The organism is Mesorhizobium sp. ESP-6-2, from assembly GCF_020164675.1.
In the GTDB taxonomy this organism is placed as follows: Bacteria; Pseudomonadota; Alphaproteobacteria; order Rhizobiales; family Rhizobiaceae; genus Mesorhizobium.
The window spans coordinates 22,086-37,543 of record NZ_JAIUGT010000010.1 but is presented as its reverse complement, the minus strand read 5'-3'; the positions used below and the strand labels follow the sequence as shown (position 1 = coordinate 37,543).

Sequence of the window (15,458 nt, the reverse complement as noted above, 5' to 3'; positions counted from 1 at the left end):
GACCATGCAGCCCTTTGGTCAGCGGTATAACGTGTGCTAGTCTCAACACAGTCTGGTGCGGCGGGTCCAAAAGAAGTTCCTCAACGGGTTGCGGGACCTTTAAATCCTCCACACCGGCGGCCGCGTCCAGGAGGGGCACGACCATGCCGAACGAACGTGCCACGGTTGTCCAGACACCGGTTGGCAGCGAGCTGTTGACCTTCACGCATCTTGTCGGGCGCGATGAGATCAGCCGTTGTTTTGCCTACACGGTCGGGTTCGTGAGCACCGACTCCAATATCGATCCGCTGAAGATGCTGGGTGGCCCGGTCTCGATCGAAGGTGAATCCGATCCGAAGCGCTGGTTCAGTGGCATCGTATCGGAGTTTCGGCTCACCGGGATTGAGGATCGGCTGGCCTACTATGAGGCAGTCATCAGGCCGTGGCTCTGGTTTCTCGGCAACACCAGCGATTGCCGGATCTTCCAGAACAAGAGCGTCGTCGACATCGTCAAGGACATCTTCAAGAAATACAGCGCGGCGGAATTCGATCTGCGCCTCCAGGGGTCCTATCCCCCGCGCGAATACTGCGTGCAGTACGATGAGACGGATTTGGACTTCGTCCAGCGGCTGCTCGAGCATGAAGGCATCCTGTATTTCTTCGAGCACGATGACGGCAAGCACACGCTTGTCCTGGCTGACGCGATGAGCAAGCTGAAGGCTGCGCCAAGCTACGAGAAAGTGCTCTATAACTTTGAAGGTCAAGGTTCCCGGCGCGATGTCGAGTACATCACCAAATGGATACCGGGCAGTTCGGTGCGCCCAGGCGCTTATGTCCACACCGATTACGATTTCAAGAAACCGGGCGCCGACCTCATGGCCAAGTCGGCCCAGCCGTTCAGTCACAAACTGGCTGCGGGCGAGAACTACCGCCAGCCCGGCGCTCATCTCGAAGTGGGCCGGGGCGACAGCCTGGCCGCGGTCCGGCGCGAGGAAATTCAGGCCGTGCACCAGCGCATCGCTGCCGTCGGGACCGTGCGCGGCCTTTATTCGGGCTGCACATTCAAGCTTGATGGCTTTCCGCGCGAAGACCAGAACCAGCAATATCTGGTGGTCAGCGCCGAATACAGGCTGTTCGACCCCGGCTACAGGGCTCATGCCGACGTCGACAGCGAGAACTTCCAGGTGATCCTTGGCCTGGCGCCGACCGCCTTGCCCTATCGTCCGCCACGGATCACGCCACGGCCAATCATGCGCGGGCCGCAGACGGCGACGGTGGTCGGTCCATCCGGCGAGGAGATATTCACCGACAAATATGCGCGGGTGAAGGTGCAGTTTCATTGGGACCGCCTGGGCAAGAAGGATGAGAACAGTTCCTGCTTCGTGCGCGTCTCGCAGACCTGGGCCGGTAGCGGCTGGGGGTTCATCCAGATACCGCGCATCGGCCAGGAGGTGATCGTCGATTTCATCGAGGGCGACCCGGACCTGCCGATCATCACCGGCCGGGTCTACAACGCCTCCCAGATGCCGCCTTACGGCCTGCCGGGCAGCGCCACTCAATCCGGCTGGAAGTCAGACTCCTCCAAAGGCGGCGGCGGCTACAACGAGCTGATGTTCGAGGACAAAGCCGGCTCCGAACTGGTCAATTTCCAGGCGCAGAAGGACCACAACCTTCTGATCAAGCACGACCGCACCAAGGTGGTCCAGCACGACCAGTCGGACCGCATCGACCATGATGCCAAGCACTCCGTCGGCCACAACCTCGACGAGGACGTCGGCAACAACAAGACGGTAAAGGTCGGGGTCGACCAGACCACCAACATCGGCTCGAACGACACCGAGACGGTGGGTGCCGACCGTTCGCTGACGGTCATGGCCAACGAGACCATCCATGTCGTCTCGAACTCGACGGAGAATATCGACGCCAATCATTTTCAGACGGTGGGGACTGTCCAGACCGTCACAGTGGGAGCAGCACGCATCGACACGGTTGGCGCCGACGAGACACGAACTGTCGGGACGGTGCAGACGAACACGATCGGCGCGTCGCGGTCGGTCACCGTGGGCGCGGCGCAGAGCCATGACATCGGGGCAGCGGACAGCTGGAATATAGCGGCGGCGCAAACTGTCAATGTCGGAGCGGATCAGAGCGTCACTATCGGAAGCGCACAGACTTTCAGCGTTGGCGCGGCGCGTAGCGCCACCATCGCGGCCGACGATTCAACGACTGTCGGAGGTGCCCATTCGCTGGGTATTGCAAAGCACAGCTCGATCAACGTCGGCGAGAACAGTTCCGTCAAAGTCGGCAAGAAGCTGGTGATCGATGCGGGCGACGAGATCCTAATCCAGACTGGGTCGGCAAAGATCATGATGAAGAAAGACGGCACGATCGCGATCGAGGGCAAGGATATTTCGATCAAGGGCTCTGGCAAGATCAGCATCAAGGCATCAAGCGACATCACCATGAAGGGCTCGAAGATCAGCGAAAATTGAGGATGGAGCGATGAATGAAGTTCGCGAACGCATTGACGGTGTGGTGATCGGTATCTTTCTCGGTTTCGACGACGCCGGGTCGCCACTGGTGATTTTCCCCGGCAATCCGCATGAGACGGCTTTGCCGGCGCGCAGCTTGACGGGACTGACGTCCGACATGGTCGGCTCCGAGGTGGCTTTGCTCTTTCAGGAGGGTGATCCCGTCAAGCCGCTTATCGTCGGCCGCGTTGTTGACCCGGCGCGCAAGACCGTAGCTCCGCACGTCGTGCGCGACGGTGAGCGCGTTCGCGTCATTGGGGAAGAGCGTATCGAACTACGCTGCGGCAAGGCGACGATCCTCATGGAAAAGGACGGCCGCATCACAATCCGCGGGACCTATGTAACGAGCCAAGCCAGCGCCACCAATCGCATTCGTGGCGGATCGATTGATCTCAACTGATGGCGGCAGCAACCGGAAAGCCAAAATCGGAAGGCGCGCCGGAGGGGCGCATCGTACCGGACGTCGTCAGACAGCACGCCGAGCAGGCCGCCTTCTTCTGGGCGCAGCGCGACACGCTGATTACAGATGATCCGCCGGACCTTCATGTGATCGCCGGCGTTGACCGGCGCTTGGAAGCCAACCTGGATGGCCTGCGTATCGCTGGACCGGCCGCTTGGCCGTTTATCGTAGCAGCGTATGAGGATTTTCCTGAGAAAGGCGAATTGTTCCTCTACGCATGGATGGCATTCGAACTGAACGACGGCCGCCGTGTGGTCGAGGCGATCGAGTTCGGCCGTCAAAGCCAGGATGACGCATGCGGGTTGGTTGGCGCGCTGGCGTGGCATAAGCCGGAGACGATCGCCACCGAGGTGCGCGACTGGATCGGCGCGCAGGATGCGTTCAAGCGATTTCTCGGTGTATCGGCCTGCCTCGGGCATGACGTCGATCCGAAGCAGATGCTGGCTCGACTTGTCCGCGATCCGGATGCGCGCGTTCGCGCCGCCAGCCTGCGCCTCGCCGGAAATCTACAACGCACCGACCTTGTCAGCGAATTGATAGCCGCCTTGAACGATGCCGAAGAGCGCCCGCGGTTCTGGGCCGCTTGGGCGTTGACTGAACTCGGCTCAGGGGATCTCGCCAGCCCTGAATTGCGCAAGGTGGCGGTGGGCGGTGGCCCCGCCGCAATGACGGCGCTGCGCGCAGCGGCCAAGGCCGCGCCCGAGAATGACGTTCGCGCCTGGATGGGTGGATTGTTCAAATCACCTGAAACTGCGCCTTTGGCGGTGCGCGGCGCCGGCATGCTGGGCGACCGCAACATTCTGCACTGGCTGATCCACCAGATGCGCACGCCGGCGCTGGCGGTGGCGGCCGGCAGTGCGCTTCTGGAGCTGTTTCCGGAGGCTAGGGAGGCGGATCTGTTCACGCTCGACCCGGCCGCACTAGGCCAGCCCTTTGACGATCATTTTGGAGATTTTGGCGCCAGAACACCAGTGGCGGAGAAGGTTAAGAAGTGGGGGGAAAGAAATGGATATCCTGCCGCTTAGTGTCAGGATACGATGACGCGCTCTACTGGTGCTGATGATCGATGGAGGGTCGAGAATGCGCCGAATAGCTCGGAAAGGTGGGATATGTCGAACTTGTAGCGCTCGAAGCGCATAACTATTTCCAATGCGTTGAAGAGCGGAAAGTGATCAGCTACCGCGAAAGCCTTTCCCGGTGGGTGCTCGAGATCATAGAATGCGCCGAGTTCGGCAAGCGTCGCGAAGTTGTCCCAAGCTTCGACAAATGGCGCACGTTGCTCTTCGGTCGTTACGTCCTGAAATTCGAGCAGCACCGTTAATTTCGGCCCCTCCGTCTCGTTTAGTATTTCGAATGGAAAGCTGGCTACCAATGGCTTTGGCCCCTCCGCCAATTTCAAGTCCAGATCAGCTCCCCCTGCAACAAGCGTGATCTCCTTGACGCTATTGTTCTCAAGGCTGGCACCGTGAACGATGTTGATAATTTTGGCGAGAAGGGAAGGGTCGACTAGCGGACAATGCAGATGCCATCGGAACGCGTTTCCGATGCGCGTTTGATCCAATATAGAAAATCCAGCGCTTCTAGGATCCGGCGAAAGTGCTGCGAGGCTTTCGATCGAGCGAATTCCCCGGTCGATCGACTCGATAACGAGCTTTGCGTCAACCTTGTCGTTCAACAGGACGTTCAATTCGATCTGGCCGGATGCTCGACTAGGTTGGTGCTTAATCGTGAACGGTCGCGTGATCATGGCGCGTTGTTCCAATCCGCAACCTCAAGATCGTCGAAGCGCGCAAGCCAGTCTTGCGCATCGAAAATTGGATCACCAAAGTTTGCGACGCGACTGCGAAGTGATTTTAGTGCTCTCGCTGTCTCTGGCATGGCCCCTATATCCATTGCCCGCCGATTGACGTCACCGAGGGCAGGCGCCTTGGAGTTCTGAATCATCAAACCTCCATCCGAAAGGTCGTTAACCACCGCATGCTGGACATCGGCGATGATGCTGGAGCGTTTGAGCTTCTCAACGAGAGGCCTTCCAATAAAGTCTATCCAATGCGCTCCGAAAGTCTTTCCTCGCATTTTATTCTTCATCGGTGAATAAGACGGGTCTAGGCCTATATACCTAGTAATCAATGCATTGATCTTCCCAGTCGCCATATGGGAGGTAGCTTCCGTCCTACGCAGGCAATACGATGCATAACCGTAAGAAAGGGGTGAAAAGGTAGAAGCCATTTGCCGAAATTCTTCGGCCAACGCGTGGGCACCAATGCTAATGACTGCATCAAATGGAAGAGTTAGAATGAGCATGCTCGCCTCCTCCGGTCCGGCGTCCTCGGAATTGGGATCGATCCCGAAAAAGCTAACGGAATACGCCCCGACCCATTCATCGATCGCTGAGTCATAGAGGATTTCCTCGATCGTCTGGCGGGGCTGCGCGTTCCTCAGGGTCTTAAGGTCGCGAGCATATCGATTGGGGGTTAGTGGGCGATCATTTCCATCAGCGTCATACCGTATTGCCAGCTTGTCGGAACCTATAAGCTTGACATATCGCTCAATGATATCGGCGGCCGCCAACATCACGGCGGCGAGTGAATCGCCGCTGAAGAGTGATAGACAAATGGTCGGTAGCGCTACGATCGTGCCGTGCTCATTTCGAACTGTGAGATCGCTTTCGGTGGTCATTGATAGCACTCGACGTTGCAGATCTTAATAGGCGGATATTTGTCGGGATCGCTTCCAAATTCCCGAGTTATCCGTTCCTGCTTTCTAAGCTGACCTTTTCCCCAACCTGTCGCCTTTGCGCCTTTCTTTTTCGTCCCTTTGCATTTGAACTTGAAATCGAAACACTGTTGCGGGTCGCCGTTTTCATCCATTCCTACCGCGTCGGGCCAGCCAGATCCGCTGCGCTGCCATTGCCGACTTCCCTTTCTCGAAAAGCCAACCATGTCAGTCGCTGGATTCTCGGAAAATGGATCGTCCTTTTTCCAGCCCGATTCGGCGCCGATGACTGGCTTTTTCCCTTGTCCATTATGATCCATGATCTTCTTATCAACGCAGTCATGTTTCGCATCCCCTAGCCGCAGGCAGTAGGTCGTCTTGGGAGATTTTGGGACATCGCTGATCGTCTTTTCGTCCACATCGCATTCGCACACCATCTTCTTCAGGGCGTCAAACGTGGAATTTGTGCCCGGTGCCGGGTTGACGTTCCCCATCAGGTCGACGGTGTTTTTGTTGTTGTGGAATTTCTTGTCGGTATCACGGCAAGCGTTCTTGCCATCCATCTTAACATCGAAGGAGTAAGTGATCCAATCGGTAGCTTGCTTAAAGGTGTTCGACTTTACGCCGCCAGCAGTTCCCGGCTCGTCGCCGGTGGACATCTTGTACTGTGAGCCCTTGTTGGCGATCATCGTGCCCCCCTTGGCAAAGACCGTTGTGGTCCCGTCTCCCAGCGTGCTGCTCATCGCGAAGTTCGGGTAGGGCATCGGGACAGGGCCGCCGGGAGTGGGCGTTTTGCAGATATCGGGTATCGTGGCCTTCGAGAAACCGGTCGAACTCTTGTGCGTGAGGCCAAGTCCATTCACGGTGATGTGCGTGGGCATCAGCGTGTGCTCCTTGGGCCACCGAGCAGCACGGCTGCACGCGTGCCGTTTTCCGAACTCGCCCAAATCAGGGAAAGCGGGCCTTTGCTATACCCTCGGGCGTCAGCCTCGGCGACCAGACTGACGAACAGCGGACCTGATGCAGCGCCAACATCACCCCAGCAATCCGCCGGCGTCTCGAAGTCGGCGGCATCCTTGAACCGAGCGGGATTGCGCAGAACCGCGAAACCATACTCATTGCCGCGGTAGCGTTCGCCGTTCATGTCGCAGATGATGCGGTCAACCGGATCGATCGGGGCATCGTCAAACAGAAGCTGAAATGCCGTGCTTAAGCCTTCTCCAAGACAAACGGTTTGCGTTTTTATCCGGTTCTCTTCGCTAGCCACGGACGTGCAGACCACTTCCAGCAGAGGTTTGATAACGAAGTCTCGCGCTGTCTGTAGCCTTGTCATGAGACAGAACCCGGCGCCTTCACCCGGGCAGAATCCATAGGTATTCTCATCGGAATGGAGTTGCTCCTGGTCGTCCAGCCACTCCAATGTTTCCGGTTCGAGGTAGGTATCCACACCGCCTGCCAAGCAAAATTGGGCTTTGTCTTCCCTAAGCAGCTTGCAGCCGTGGTGAATGGCGAGCATCCCGCCAGCATGACCGCCAGCGTTGGACCCGCCTCCTGCGAGCGCGACGTTTCGCGATAGCCTGGCGCGAAGCCGGGCATATATGCTGGCCGCGAAATCGCCATTCTGCCCTGGCCGTGGCTCACCGGTGGATACAATCATTGCGACCGGCACGGATTGGCCAATGCCCCTTAAGGGCGCCAGGGCATCGAGCGCCGGCGAGGTGGCGATCGCGACTGCGCGATCCGCACCGTTCAACGCCGTGTCGATGCCGACGTCCAGCGCTACCTTCATCCGTTCGCCGAAACGATCGATCATATAAGGGTGGTTCTGGATGCCAGATATACCGGCGCGCACGGCCGCAGCACTGGCCGAGGCGGAAAATCCGAGCGGCGTACGGGCACCAACCCCGATGATGACTATGGTGTCGCCACCGGCCATCATTCAGGTCCTATCCAAACGCCGGTGCGGCTGACCGCGGTAGAAACGCCTGTGCGCCGTCGAATGCGGATGGTGCTGGTGCTGAGTTTCTCCTCGTCGTACGGCACGGGGAGTGCGGAGAGCCAGGTGATGATGAACTGCCGATCATCCGGTCTGAGGCGCAACGTGTGGATCGAAGCCTCTTCGTGTTTGATATCGGGTTTGTTTTTGAAATGCGTCGTAATCTCGAAGGTCAGGCGCGGCAGAAGGAACTGCATAAATCCATCGGCGGTCAATCCGCCCAGCCGAACGTCCTCATAGCCGGCCAGCGGCGTTTTGGTTTGCTGATCTTCCGGCGCGCATTGATAGTACAGGCGGTTGAAATCGCGAGGGAGGAGCGGGTTGCGCGTCTTCTTCCATTCCTGGCCATAGGTGCCCGCATATTTAGCGCGCGGCTGCCAATGGTGTGCGACTGGACCGAAACCGGCGGGCCTGCCACTGCGGTGATCGCGGTAGGGAGCGTCGCGATACTCGAAATTGGGCGCCCTCTTGCCAACCAGCCTTTGAGGGTTCACGGCAAAGCCGGCGCCGATCGGATTGCGCGGATCCCAGTCCGGTTGGGACGCTTCATCATCCGTGCCGCCGTAGGTGCGACGCCAACTGATCGGCATTTTGACGAATGGTTCCGGGCGGCTGATGCGGACTGAAACCGGGCCGGGCACGAATACCCGGTCGCCAGTCACTTTGACGGTCTTGTCCAGATCGCCGACCTTCAGACGGGCCGAGCATTCGATATTCGGTTGGCCGTCAGGCGTGTAAACATGTCCATCAATCAGCACGTCGGTGTGCTTCTTCTCGATGTTGAAATCGTCGTCATCAATCAATTCGTTGGGGTCGGCGGCGAACAGCGGCGCCATGTTGACAGGAATCTGCACCTTCAGGGGGGTCTGTTTCCCGGCGGGATCGATCTGGAAGGAAGCCTTGATCGCCAGCAACCACACTTCGTGGCCGCGCCCGTCGCGCGTCCACAGGCCTTCCGCTGCGAATGGTGTGTGGTTTGACAATGGCAGCATTCAGGCCAGACTCCTCCAATGCCCGCGAACTGGTTTGCGTACAAGTTTTCCGGTTCCCATCAGTTGGTCTCCCAACTGGCCGCGAAAATCTGTTCCAGTGTCGTTTGCGGCGACGCAGGGTCGATGTCGAAAATTTCCGAACGGGCGGTCCACATCACCATGTCATTGATGACCTCGTCGCTTGGCTTGACAATCGGCACCGGCATGGCGCCCAGCGCGGCATCCAATTTGTCGGGCGTCAGCTCGCCCTGTTGGGCGGCGATGGCCGCGTCTTCGATGCTGGAAAACCACGCCTCGGCCTCACTCAGCCGAACGGGCGCCTCAGCAAGCTGCGCAGCGATGGTCAAAGGGAATTGTCTGCCAACCCTGTCGGTGCTCCGCACGATGATGCCTGCCGATGCGCCGAAGGAAGCCGGGCCTGCAAGGAAGCGCAGCGCGGTTGTGCATGGCCAAAATTCCGAGCCAAACAGCGGAACGATGTGCTGCGCCAGCCAGCGGTCCCAGCCGCGAACAAAGTCGCCCGTGAGCCGCCGCGTCACGAAATCGCCGGTGGCGGGCATTTTTCCGTAAAAGCCGGGCAGGGTTATATCTGCGGTGGACATGTGAACTTCTTGAACATTTCCAGGTTGTAGGGGTTTTCAACGCTGGCGGCATTGAGTTCGAAATCGGCCCACATGCCTTTCGTTCCCAGGCGCAGGCTGTAGACGTCCGTCAGCGAAGTGCCGGCGAAACGGCCGCCGCGCAGCATCCTCAGCCACGCCCAGCTGCCGGTCTCGTTGAGTAGGACTTCCGGTGATCCGTCGATCGGCTGGAAGGCGAGTGAAATGACGCCGGTGCCGTCCTTGCCGGGCCACGTCATTGGTTGCGGCCGCGTCGCGTTGTTGTAGTAGACGAGACTCTGGCCATCGAGATTGAGCGTCACACGCGTGACGTTGGGAGACAGGTCCTTCGGCTCGAGCGTGAAGCTCATCACCGGTCCGGTGCCCCCGGGAAAGAGGTCGTCGCGGATGTGCCTGGCCTGCTCGAACGCCGCCAGCGCCGCAGGATCGAGGCCGAAATCGGCGCGCCACTTCCATGGCTGGCTGGTCGTGTCGACATAGTTGATCAGGTGGTCGTTGATGAAGCCGTCGATCAGTCCGGCCGGTCCAAACAGCCTGGCGAAGTCACGCAGATTGACGTCAACCGCGCTGTCTTCGCTGAAGGGATAGCGATCGTTCAGCGCCGCCTGGCAGAAAGGCAGTATGTCGGCCCGCCAGATTGCGTTGAGTTCCGAAGTGACCGCCTTCTGGGTCAGATTGCTGGTGTCGCCGGCAATCCCGCTCAGCCAGACGTTGATCGGGTCGGGCAGGATCTGCGCTTGCCTCGCCACCGCACCGGTCAGTTCGGCAAGGCCGCCCTGTTTCTTGATGGCATCCTGCGGATTGGGGTTCGCGGTAACCGTCTGCAGGACGTTCGAAAGCGCGGTCAGCGCGACAACGGCGGCATCCAGTGCCGGCGGCTGGCCGTCGACCTCAGCGATCGTGCTTTTGAGCGGTTTGAAATGTTCGGCTACCAGATTGCCAGTCAGGTCGACCTCGCTGGCCGACCCGGCGCGGGGAAGCAGTTTCGCACCTGATGTCGCCATTTTGCCCAGCTTGCCGAGCTTGCCGAGCAGTTTCGAAGCGCCCTTGGCTGCCGCCTTGTTGTCGGCAGGGGCGTCATCGGAGCGTGTCAGTTCAGTTTCTTGAACCACCGACGTTAGCAGCCGCTTCAGCGCCGAATCGGCACTCGACAGGTCTTTCAGATTTTCGCTCGCGACATTGAGATCGGCCAGTGGGGCAAGCCTCATGTCGCGCAGGAAACTGTCCCATTGGGCGATGTAGTCGTCATAGTAGAGCTTCAGAATATCCTCAGACAGCGCCGAAACCGAAGTCTCGGCGTTTTCCGAGCAGCCGCCGGCGAAAACGGCACGATCGAGCGCCGCCTGGGCGGCGACATCGTCGATGCGGTCGAGAATGACGTCGTGGAAGCCGGAATACGTGAAAGCTCCCGAAATGCCGACGCGAAGTGTCTTGCCGGAACGCCGCGCAAACACCTTGCCCCCGTTTGGGCCGGCGAAATTGGCCGGTATCCATTCCTTCAGCCCGGTCACTGCGGGGTCGGCCAGCAACTGCTTGTAGCCACGTGCCGGCAAGGAAATGGTGCAAACCGTTTTGAGCGCTTCGCCAAGCAGGGCCTGGTCCGGTGCGATATAACTTTCATCGACGGTCATGCGCCGGATGGCGGCAAGCTGATGTTCTTCGGCATCGGCTGTCGGAAATGGTGCGGCGGCGGCGAATTCGGGCAGGCTGTTCACCCACCAGTTCTGGGCGTAGTCGGCATCCATCTGCGACAGGCCGATCATCATGCGATAGGTCTTGAGCGCACCGAGCATGAAATCCGGATCGCGAATCTGTCGCCACATCGTCGCCTCGAGCAGTGCCACCATCCGTGGTTCGAGCACGTTACGCAGAGCGTGATCGTAGGTGTCGGCCTGTGCTCTGGCCAGTTCCGCCGAGGCTGATGGGCCTAGCAGATCCTGAGCCGCGCCCGGCGGTGGTGTGCGAGCGTTGGCAACCGTGTCCATCGCCTCGAGCGCCCCATCCATGGCAGGTTGCTCAACCGATGCAGGGTTTGCGGCAATTGCGGTCAGCGGCTCTTGCAGCGCCTCGAACTGGCTCGCCTGGGCCGCGATCGCGTTGCGGTTATCAAAGTAGGCCCAGGTGAACAGCCCACCAGCCAGCAACGCCGCCGCCGCGCAGCCAGCAGCCGCACCCCGCCAGATCCAGGTGCGGCGGCGTTGCGCCAGCGGGTCAAACGTGCCGAGACCGGCTTCCTTGAAGATGACTTCGGTGAGCAGGTTCTTCAGGAAGAAGCTGCGCTTCTCGACCCTTGGTGCGGGCAGGGCCCGCCGGGGCGCAAGGCCGAAGGAAGAAGACAGCGCGGCGGTCAGCCGGTCGATGGGCGCCCCTTCCTGCGTCGCCGATGTCAGGTAGAGGCCACGCAGCCAAGCGGCCTCCTCATACCGGCTTTCGCCGAACATCGCTTCGACCAGCACTTGGATCGGTTCGGACAGGCTTGCGAGTTGGGCGGGAAACCGGAAGATCTCGGCACGGGCGGCGAGTTTGTCTTCGTCCTCAAGGCGTGGCACCAGGCGCCGTTCGAGCTCAGTCGCCAGCGTTGAGATTTCGCGCTCGATGGTCTTGGCATCCACATGTGCGTCCGGCGCGAAGGTCGTTCCCCATACCTGCTCGCGCGAGGCGGTGGACAAGCCACCGAAGAAAGCCTCGAAACCCTTGATCAGGTCGGCCTTGGTCAGCATCAGATAGACCGGTAGCCGGATTTCGAGCCGGTCGTTGAGCTCGGCCAACCGGCGGCGGATCTTGCGGCCATGCGCCTTGATGGTTTCGTCGCCTTCCGAAAGCACGTCAATCGAAAGCGCGACGATCACACCGTTCAGCGCGCGGCGGCCCCGGTGCTTCTTCAAAAGGTCGAGGAAGCCCAGCCATTCCGCCGCGTCGACGTCGGGCTGGCTCTCCTGTTGGACATAGCGACCGGCAGTATCGATCAAAACCGCGTTCTCGGAAAAGAACCAGTCGCAGTTGCGTGTGCCCCCGACCCCCTGCAAATCGTCGGTAAGGTCGATCGGAAAGTTCAGCCCGGACTGCCGCAAGGCCGTGGTTTTTCCGGTCGCCGGCGGCCCGACGATGACGTACCATGGCATCTCACGCAGAAACTTGCGCCCGCCCAGCTTGCGACGCTTCAGTTCGGCCATCACATCAGCGAACTTGGCACCGACTGCAGCGACGTTCTCTTCGCCCGGGCTAAGCGGCTTTTCCACCGCCGGCGCGGCAATCTCGGCGACGAACAGGCGGTTGGCGCGGATCGCCCGGCGCTGGGCGACGATCAGCCAGACCAGCCAGAAAATGACCAGCAGCGCGATGATGACGATGCGCACATTCTCGGAAGCGAAGGGCTCGTAGGGACCGACCCTGACGATCGGACCGAAGATCCAGATTACCAAGGAAAGCAGGGTGAGGCCAATCAGCGTCCACAGCCAGCGCGAAGTCAGGACTGCCCAGATGAAGCGCAGGATGAACATCTCACAGCCTCTTTTCGACCATCACCTCGACGCGGCGGTTCAAGGCTCGTCCCTCGCGCGTGCTGTCGCTGGCCACGGGATCGGTGGCCGCCCGGCCCTCGGAATGCACCCGGTCCTGCGGCACTCCGTTCTGGACCAGCATGTCGGCGATCGTGCGGGCGCGAGCCTCGGACAGGCGCTGGTTGGTAGACAGCGGATTGGACTTTTGTAGTGGAACGCTGTCAGTGTGACCGACCACCGTGATGTTTCCGATCAGGTCCTGATTGGCGAGGATCACCTTGGCGATCGACCCGATCAGGGGCTCGAAGCCCTCGGTCAGTTGTGGCCGCGACGACTGGAACAGTTCGGGATTGGAAGCCTGGATGATCAGCTTGGCAAGCGAAACGCTCTCGGTGCCGCTGAGAGCAGATTTTAGCTCGGCCGGCGCACCGGCCTGGAATTCCGGCAACAGCGCAAAATCCACTTTCTCCGGTGGCGGGGCATCGACCTTGGGCGACGCACGGATGATGTCGCCGCGCGCAGGCGGGGGCAGGGCGCGAACAAGTGCGGACAGTTCGACCGCCTGGCTGCTCAATCCCATTGACAGCCCAATATGGATCGCTGTGGCAATAACCGCCGCGCCGAGCGCCATAACCCAGATCGGCACGATGAAGCGCTGCGGCTCGTCGGACGCGATGACACCTTTCCAGTTTGGCGCCAGCGGCGCGCCATCGGCATCGGCATCACGCAGGACGCGGGCGGCCGCCACGCGAACGGCATTGAGCGAGCGGTCGCCTGACCGGCCAGGCACACGATACTTGCCACGGAAGCCCAGCGCCAGGCAATCATACTGCAGCTCAAGCAATTCGCGATCCCGGTTCGGATGGCGCTCAAGTTCGTCGAGACGCGTGAAGAATTGCGTGCCGGCATCGACATCGCCGCGCAGCATGACCACGAGCGGCTGCCGCGGCCAGGCGCTAGCGCCGCCCCATGGCGTGTTCAGGGCCAGGTCGTCGAGCAAGGCCGCCACCAGCCAGGCTGCCTTGTCGGCCCGCTCCATCGAGGACCCCGTTGACATTGCAGTGTCGCGTGCACGAACCAGTTCTTCGAGCAATCGGGTCCGCAATATTTCCGGATTTTCTGGCGGCAGCGCGCTCTCAAGCTCGGGAGCGAACTCGAGCAACGGCGCGAATGCGTTGACAAGCGCATTCGGGTGGGTGCGAGACCGCCTTACTGGCGCGCCCGGCAAAAGGGGCGCCAAGGGCCGCGGCATCGGGGTGCCACTCAATTTTATGCGAGTGCGTTCGCGATCCTCCGAAAGTCCGAAAGGATCATCGGCGCTCATCATCTCACCTGTTCACCGAATAGCAGTCCACCTGCGGCTCGCTTGGCAACACGCCCGAAACGCCGATGACGAAGCCTGGTGCATCGAGCAGCGACGCCCAATGCTCACTTTTCTGGTCCAGCTCGAGGCACAATCGATCGCCATCGTAAGGGATTTCGCGTGGCTGGGAATGAAGCGGTTTCAGCGGAATGCCGGGCAAGCGCGATTTCCACAGGCCCTCGAACTGGTCGGCCGAACCGACGGTTGCCTGATTGACGAAGATCTTTCGCAACGCATCCTCCGACAGCTCAGAACCGACCCGGATGACGATCCGGCTGGCCACCAGCAGTTTCGGGTTGTCGATGCGAACCTTCCAGACATTGGTCGAGTGCCGCATGACAGGCAGGGCGCGCGATTTCGGCTCGATGTAACGCAGGCTGAGAATGAGCGAGCGCAGGGCATCCGCCAACGCCGAATAAGCAGGGCCGGGCGCCATGTGATCGTAAGCGGGCAACTCTCCCAACCGCCGCGCGCTCGATCCGTAAGTTGCCATCGAACCGGCGAGCCCGGCGAGCTCCAGATAAAGCTCGGCCGGATGGAAGACATCTTGCGCCAGCATGTGAGCCAATCGCGGACGCGCCGCATTGGCAAGATTGAGCATCAACAGATCCTCGACACTGCGCCCAGGCCCGCCCATGACCATCTTGCCATGCGCCTCGGCGATCTGGTCCAGGCCGGTGACAACTTCCAGAAGCAATTGCCGATACCAGGCCACCGCGCCGGTAACCAGTGCCGGTGGCAGGAAGGTCTCGTCCAGAGAGACGCCGCCATCGGCCCGAACTCCCTTGAGATCGGCTATCGGCAAGGCGGTATAGCCCCCAACCGACTTGCCAGGTGCAAGCAGCAGCGCCTGCGGGCGGGCGATTTCGATTTCTTCAGGATCCGAACCGCCCTGGACAGCGTCGCGCACGGAAACGATCCGCCCATGATATCGCGCTCCCGAGGCGGCGGCGTGTGCCGGATCGAAGCCGACACCGCCGAGAGGCTCCAGCGGCAAGGCGACCAGCACCGGCCCTGCGCCCGTGTCCGGGGTGACCGGCAGCGGTCGCGGTGGGTCCATCAAATCTGGAATCGAAAAAGGCGTCCCGTCCGGGAAAATGCCCCGGGCTGACAGGATCGCGATCTGGCCGGCCTCCAGCAATACCTGGTCCAGGGTCAGCTGTCTAAAGCCGAACGTATGCAGTTGTCCGGCCTGCAACGCGCCGCGCACCGTCGCCTCGAAGAAGCGATCCTGCTGCTGGAAATGCTGGGTTCGCAGGAAAAGTCCTTCGGACCATAGCACCCTGTTTGCATCGCTCATGC

Annotated in this window: 12 protein-coding genes; 3 read left to right on the top strand and 9 right to left on the bottom strand. The window is 60.4% G+C overall.

Annotated elements, in window-relative coordinates; genetic code table 11:
- Positions 1-143: 143 nt before the first annotated feature.
- The 3 genes from tssI to LB532_RS23555 are packed head-to-tail and all read left to right on the top strand — an operon-like array spanning position 144 to position 3,995.
- Complete coding sequence (tssI, locus tag LB532_RS23565; protein WP_140640665.1) at positions 144-2,471, top strand: type VI secretion system tip protein TssI/VgrG; 2,328 nt, start codon at positions 144-146, stop codon at positions 2,469-2,471.
- Between the two features lie 10 nt (positions 2,472-2,481).
- A complete protein-coding gene (locus tag LB532_RS23560) occupies positions 2,482-2,910 on the top strand; it encodes a DUF6484 domain-containing protein (RefSeq protein WP_140640663.1) in 429 nt (142 codons plus the stop codon).
- Positions 2,910-3,995, top strand: a complete 1,086-nt coding sequence (locus tag LB532_RS23555) for a HEAT repeat domain-containing protein (protein ID WP_140640661.1) — start codon at positions 2,910-2,912, stop codon at positions 3,993-3,995. Before LB532_RS23560 ends, LB532_RS23555 begins: the two co-directional genes overlap by 1 nt.
- 2 nt (positions 3,996-3,997) lie before the next feature.
- Here the strand turns inward: LB532_RS23555 and LB532_RS23550 are convergent, their stop codons facing one another.
- From LB532_RS23550 to tssK, 9 genes are read right to left on the bottom strand one after another with little or no spacing between them, the layout of a single operon-like run.
- Positions 3,998-4,717, bottom strand: a complete 720-nt coding sequence (locus LB532_RS23550) for a hypothetical protein (protein WP_140640659.1) — start codon at positions 4,715-4,717, stop codon at positions 3,998-4,000.
- Complete coding sequence (locus LB532_RS23545; RefSeq protein ID WP_140640657.1) at positions 4,714-5,649, bottom strand: type VI immunity family protein; 936 nt, start codon at positions 5,647-5,649, stop codon at positions 4,714-4,716. Before LB532_RS23545 ends, LB532_RS23550 begins: the two co-directional genes overlap by 4 nt.
- A complete protein-coding gene (locus LB532_RS23540; protein ID WP_224557251.1) occupies positions 5,646-6,566 on the bottom strand; it encodes a DUF4150 domain-containing protein in 921 nt (306 codons plus the stop codon). Before LB532_RS23540 ends, LB532_RS23545 begins: the two co-directional genes overlap by 4 nt.
- Positions 6,566-7,624: a beta-ketoacyl synthase N-terminal-like domain-containing protein gene (locus LB532_RS23535; RefSeq protein WP_224557249.1), complete on the bottom strand. Its 1,059-nt coding sequence runs from the start codon at positions 7,622-7,624 to the stop codon at positions 6,566-6,568. Before LB532_RS23535 ends, LB532_RS23540 begins: the two co-directional genes overlap by 1 nt.
- Positions 7,621-8,673 (bottom strand): DUF2169 domain-containing protein, encoded by a 1,053-nt coding sequence (locus tag LB532_RS23530; RefSeq protein ID WP_140640655.1) that lies wholly within the window; start codon positions 8,671-8,673, stop codon positions 7,621-7,623. The genes LB532_RS23535 and LB532_RS23530 overlap by 4 nt, the downstream gene beginning before the upstream one ends.
- Before the next feature lie 59 nt (positions 8,674-8,732).
- The gene (gene tagF, locus LB532_RS23525) at positions 8,733-9,275 is read right to left on the bottom strand and encodes a type VI secretion system-associated protein TagF (protein ID WP_224557247.1); all 543 of its coding nucleotides are present in this window, start codon (positions 9,273-9,275) and stop codon (positions 8,733-8,735) included.
- Complete coding sequence (gene tssM / locus LB532_RS23520) at positions 9,257-12,793, bottom strand: type VI secretion system membrane subunit TssM (protein ID WP_140640653.1); 3,537 nt, start codon at positions 12,791-12,793, stop codon at positions 9,257-9,259. Before tssM ends, tagF begins: the two co-directional genes overlap by 19 nt.
- A 1-nt stretch (position 12,794) precedes the next feature.
- Entirely contained in the window at positions 12,795-14,117 is a 1,323-nt protein-coding gene (icmH, locus tag LB532_RS23515) for a type IVB secretion system protein IcmH/DotU (protein ID WP_140640651.1), read from the bottom strand.
- Between the two features lie 4 nt (positions 14,118-14,121).
- Positions 14,122-15,456 carry a type VI secretion system baseplate subunit TssK gene (tssK, locus tag LB532_RS23510; RefSeq protein WP_140640649.1) on the bottom strand — a complete coding sequence of 445 codons (1,335 nt, stop codon included), beginning with the start codon at positions 15,454-15,456 and terminating at the stop codon, positions 14,122-14,124.
- Positions 15,457-15,458 lie beyond the last annotated feature (2 nt).

Coding starts and splice junctions, on each gene's coding strand:
- tagF (WP_224557247.1), bottom strand. CDS start 9,275: ATGTCCACCGCAGATATAACCCTGCCCGGCTTTTACGGAAAAATGCCC.
- tssI (WP_140640665.1), top strand. CDS start 144: ATGCCGAACGAACGTGCCACGGTTGTCCAGACACCGGTTGGCAGCGAG.
- LB532_RS23535 (WP_224557249.1), bottom strand. CDS start 7,624: ATGATGGCCGGTGGCGACACCATAGTCATCATCGGGGTTGGTGCCCGT.
- tssM (WP_140640653.1), bottom strand. CDS start 12,793: ATGTTCATCCTGCGCTTCATCTGGGCAGTCCTGACTTCGCGCTGGCTG.
- LB532_RS23560 (WP_140640663.1), top strand. CDS start 2,482: ATGAATGAAGTTCGCGAACGCATTGACGGTGTGGTGATCGGTATCTTT.
- icmH (WP_140640651.1), bottom strand. CDS start 14,117: ATGAGCGCCGATGATCCTTTCGGACTTTCGGAGGATCGCGAACGCACT.
- LB532_RS23555 (WP_140640661.1), top strand. CDS start 2,910: ATGGCGGCAGCAACCGGAAAGCCAAAATCGGAAGGCGCGCCGGAGGGG.
- LB532_RS23540 (WP_224557251.1), bottom strand. CDS start 6,566: ATGCCCACGCACATCACCGTGAATGGACTTGGCCTCACGCACAAGAGT.
- LB532_RS23550 (WP_140640659.1), bottom strand. CDS start 4,717: ATGATCACGCGACCGTTCACGATTAAGCACCAACCTAGTCGAGCATCC.
- LB532_RS23530 (WP_140640655.1), bottom strand. CDS start 8,673: ATGCTGCCATTGTCAAACCACACACCATTCGCAGCGGAAGGCCTGTGG.
- LB532_RS23545 (WP_140640657.1), bottom strand. CDS start 5,649: ATGACCACCGAAAGCGATCTCACAGTTCGAAATGAGCACGGCACGATC.
- tssK (WP_140640649.1), bottom strand. CDS start 15,456: ATGAGCGATGCAAACAGGGTGCTATGGTCCGAAGGACTTTTCCTGCGA.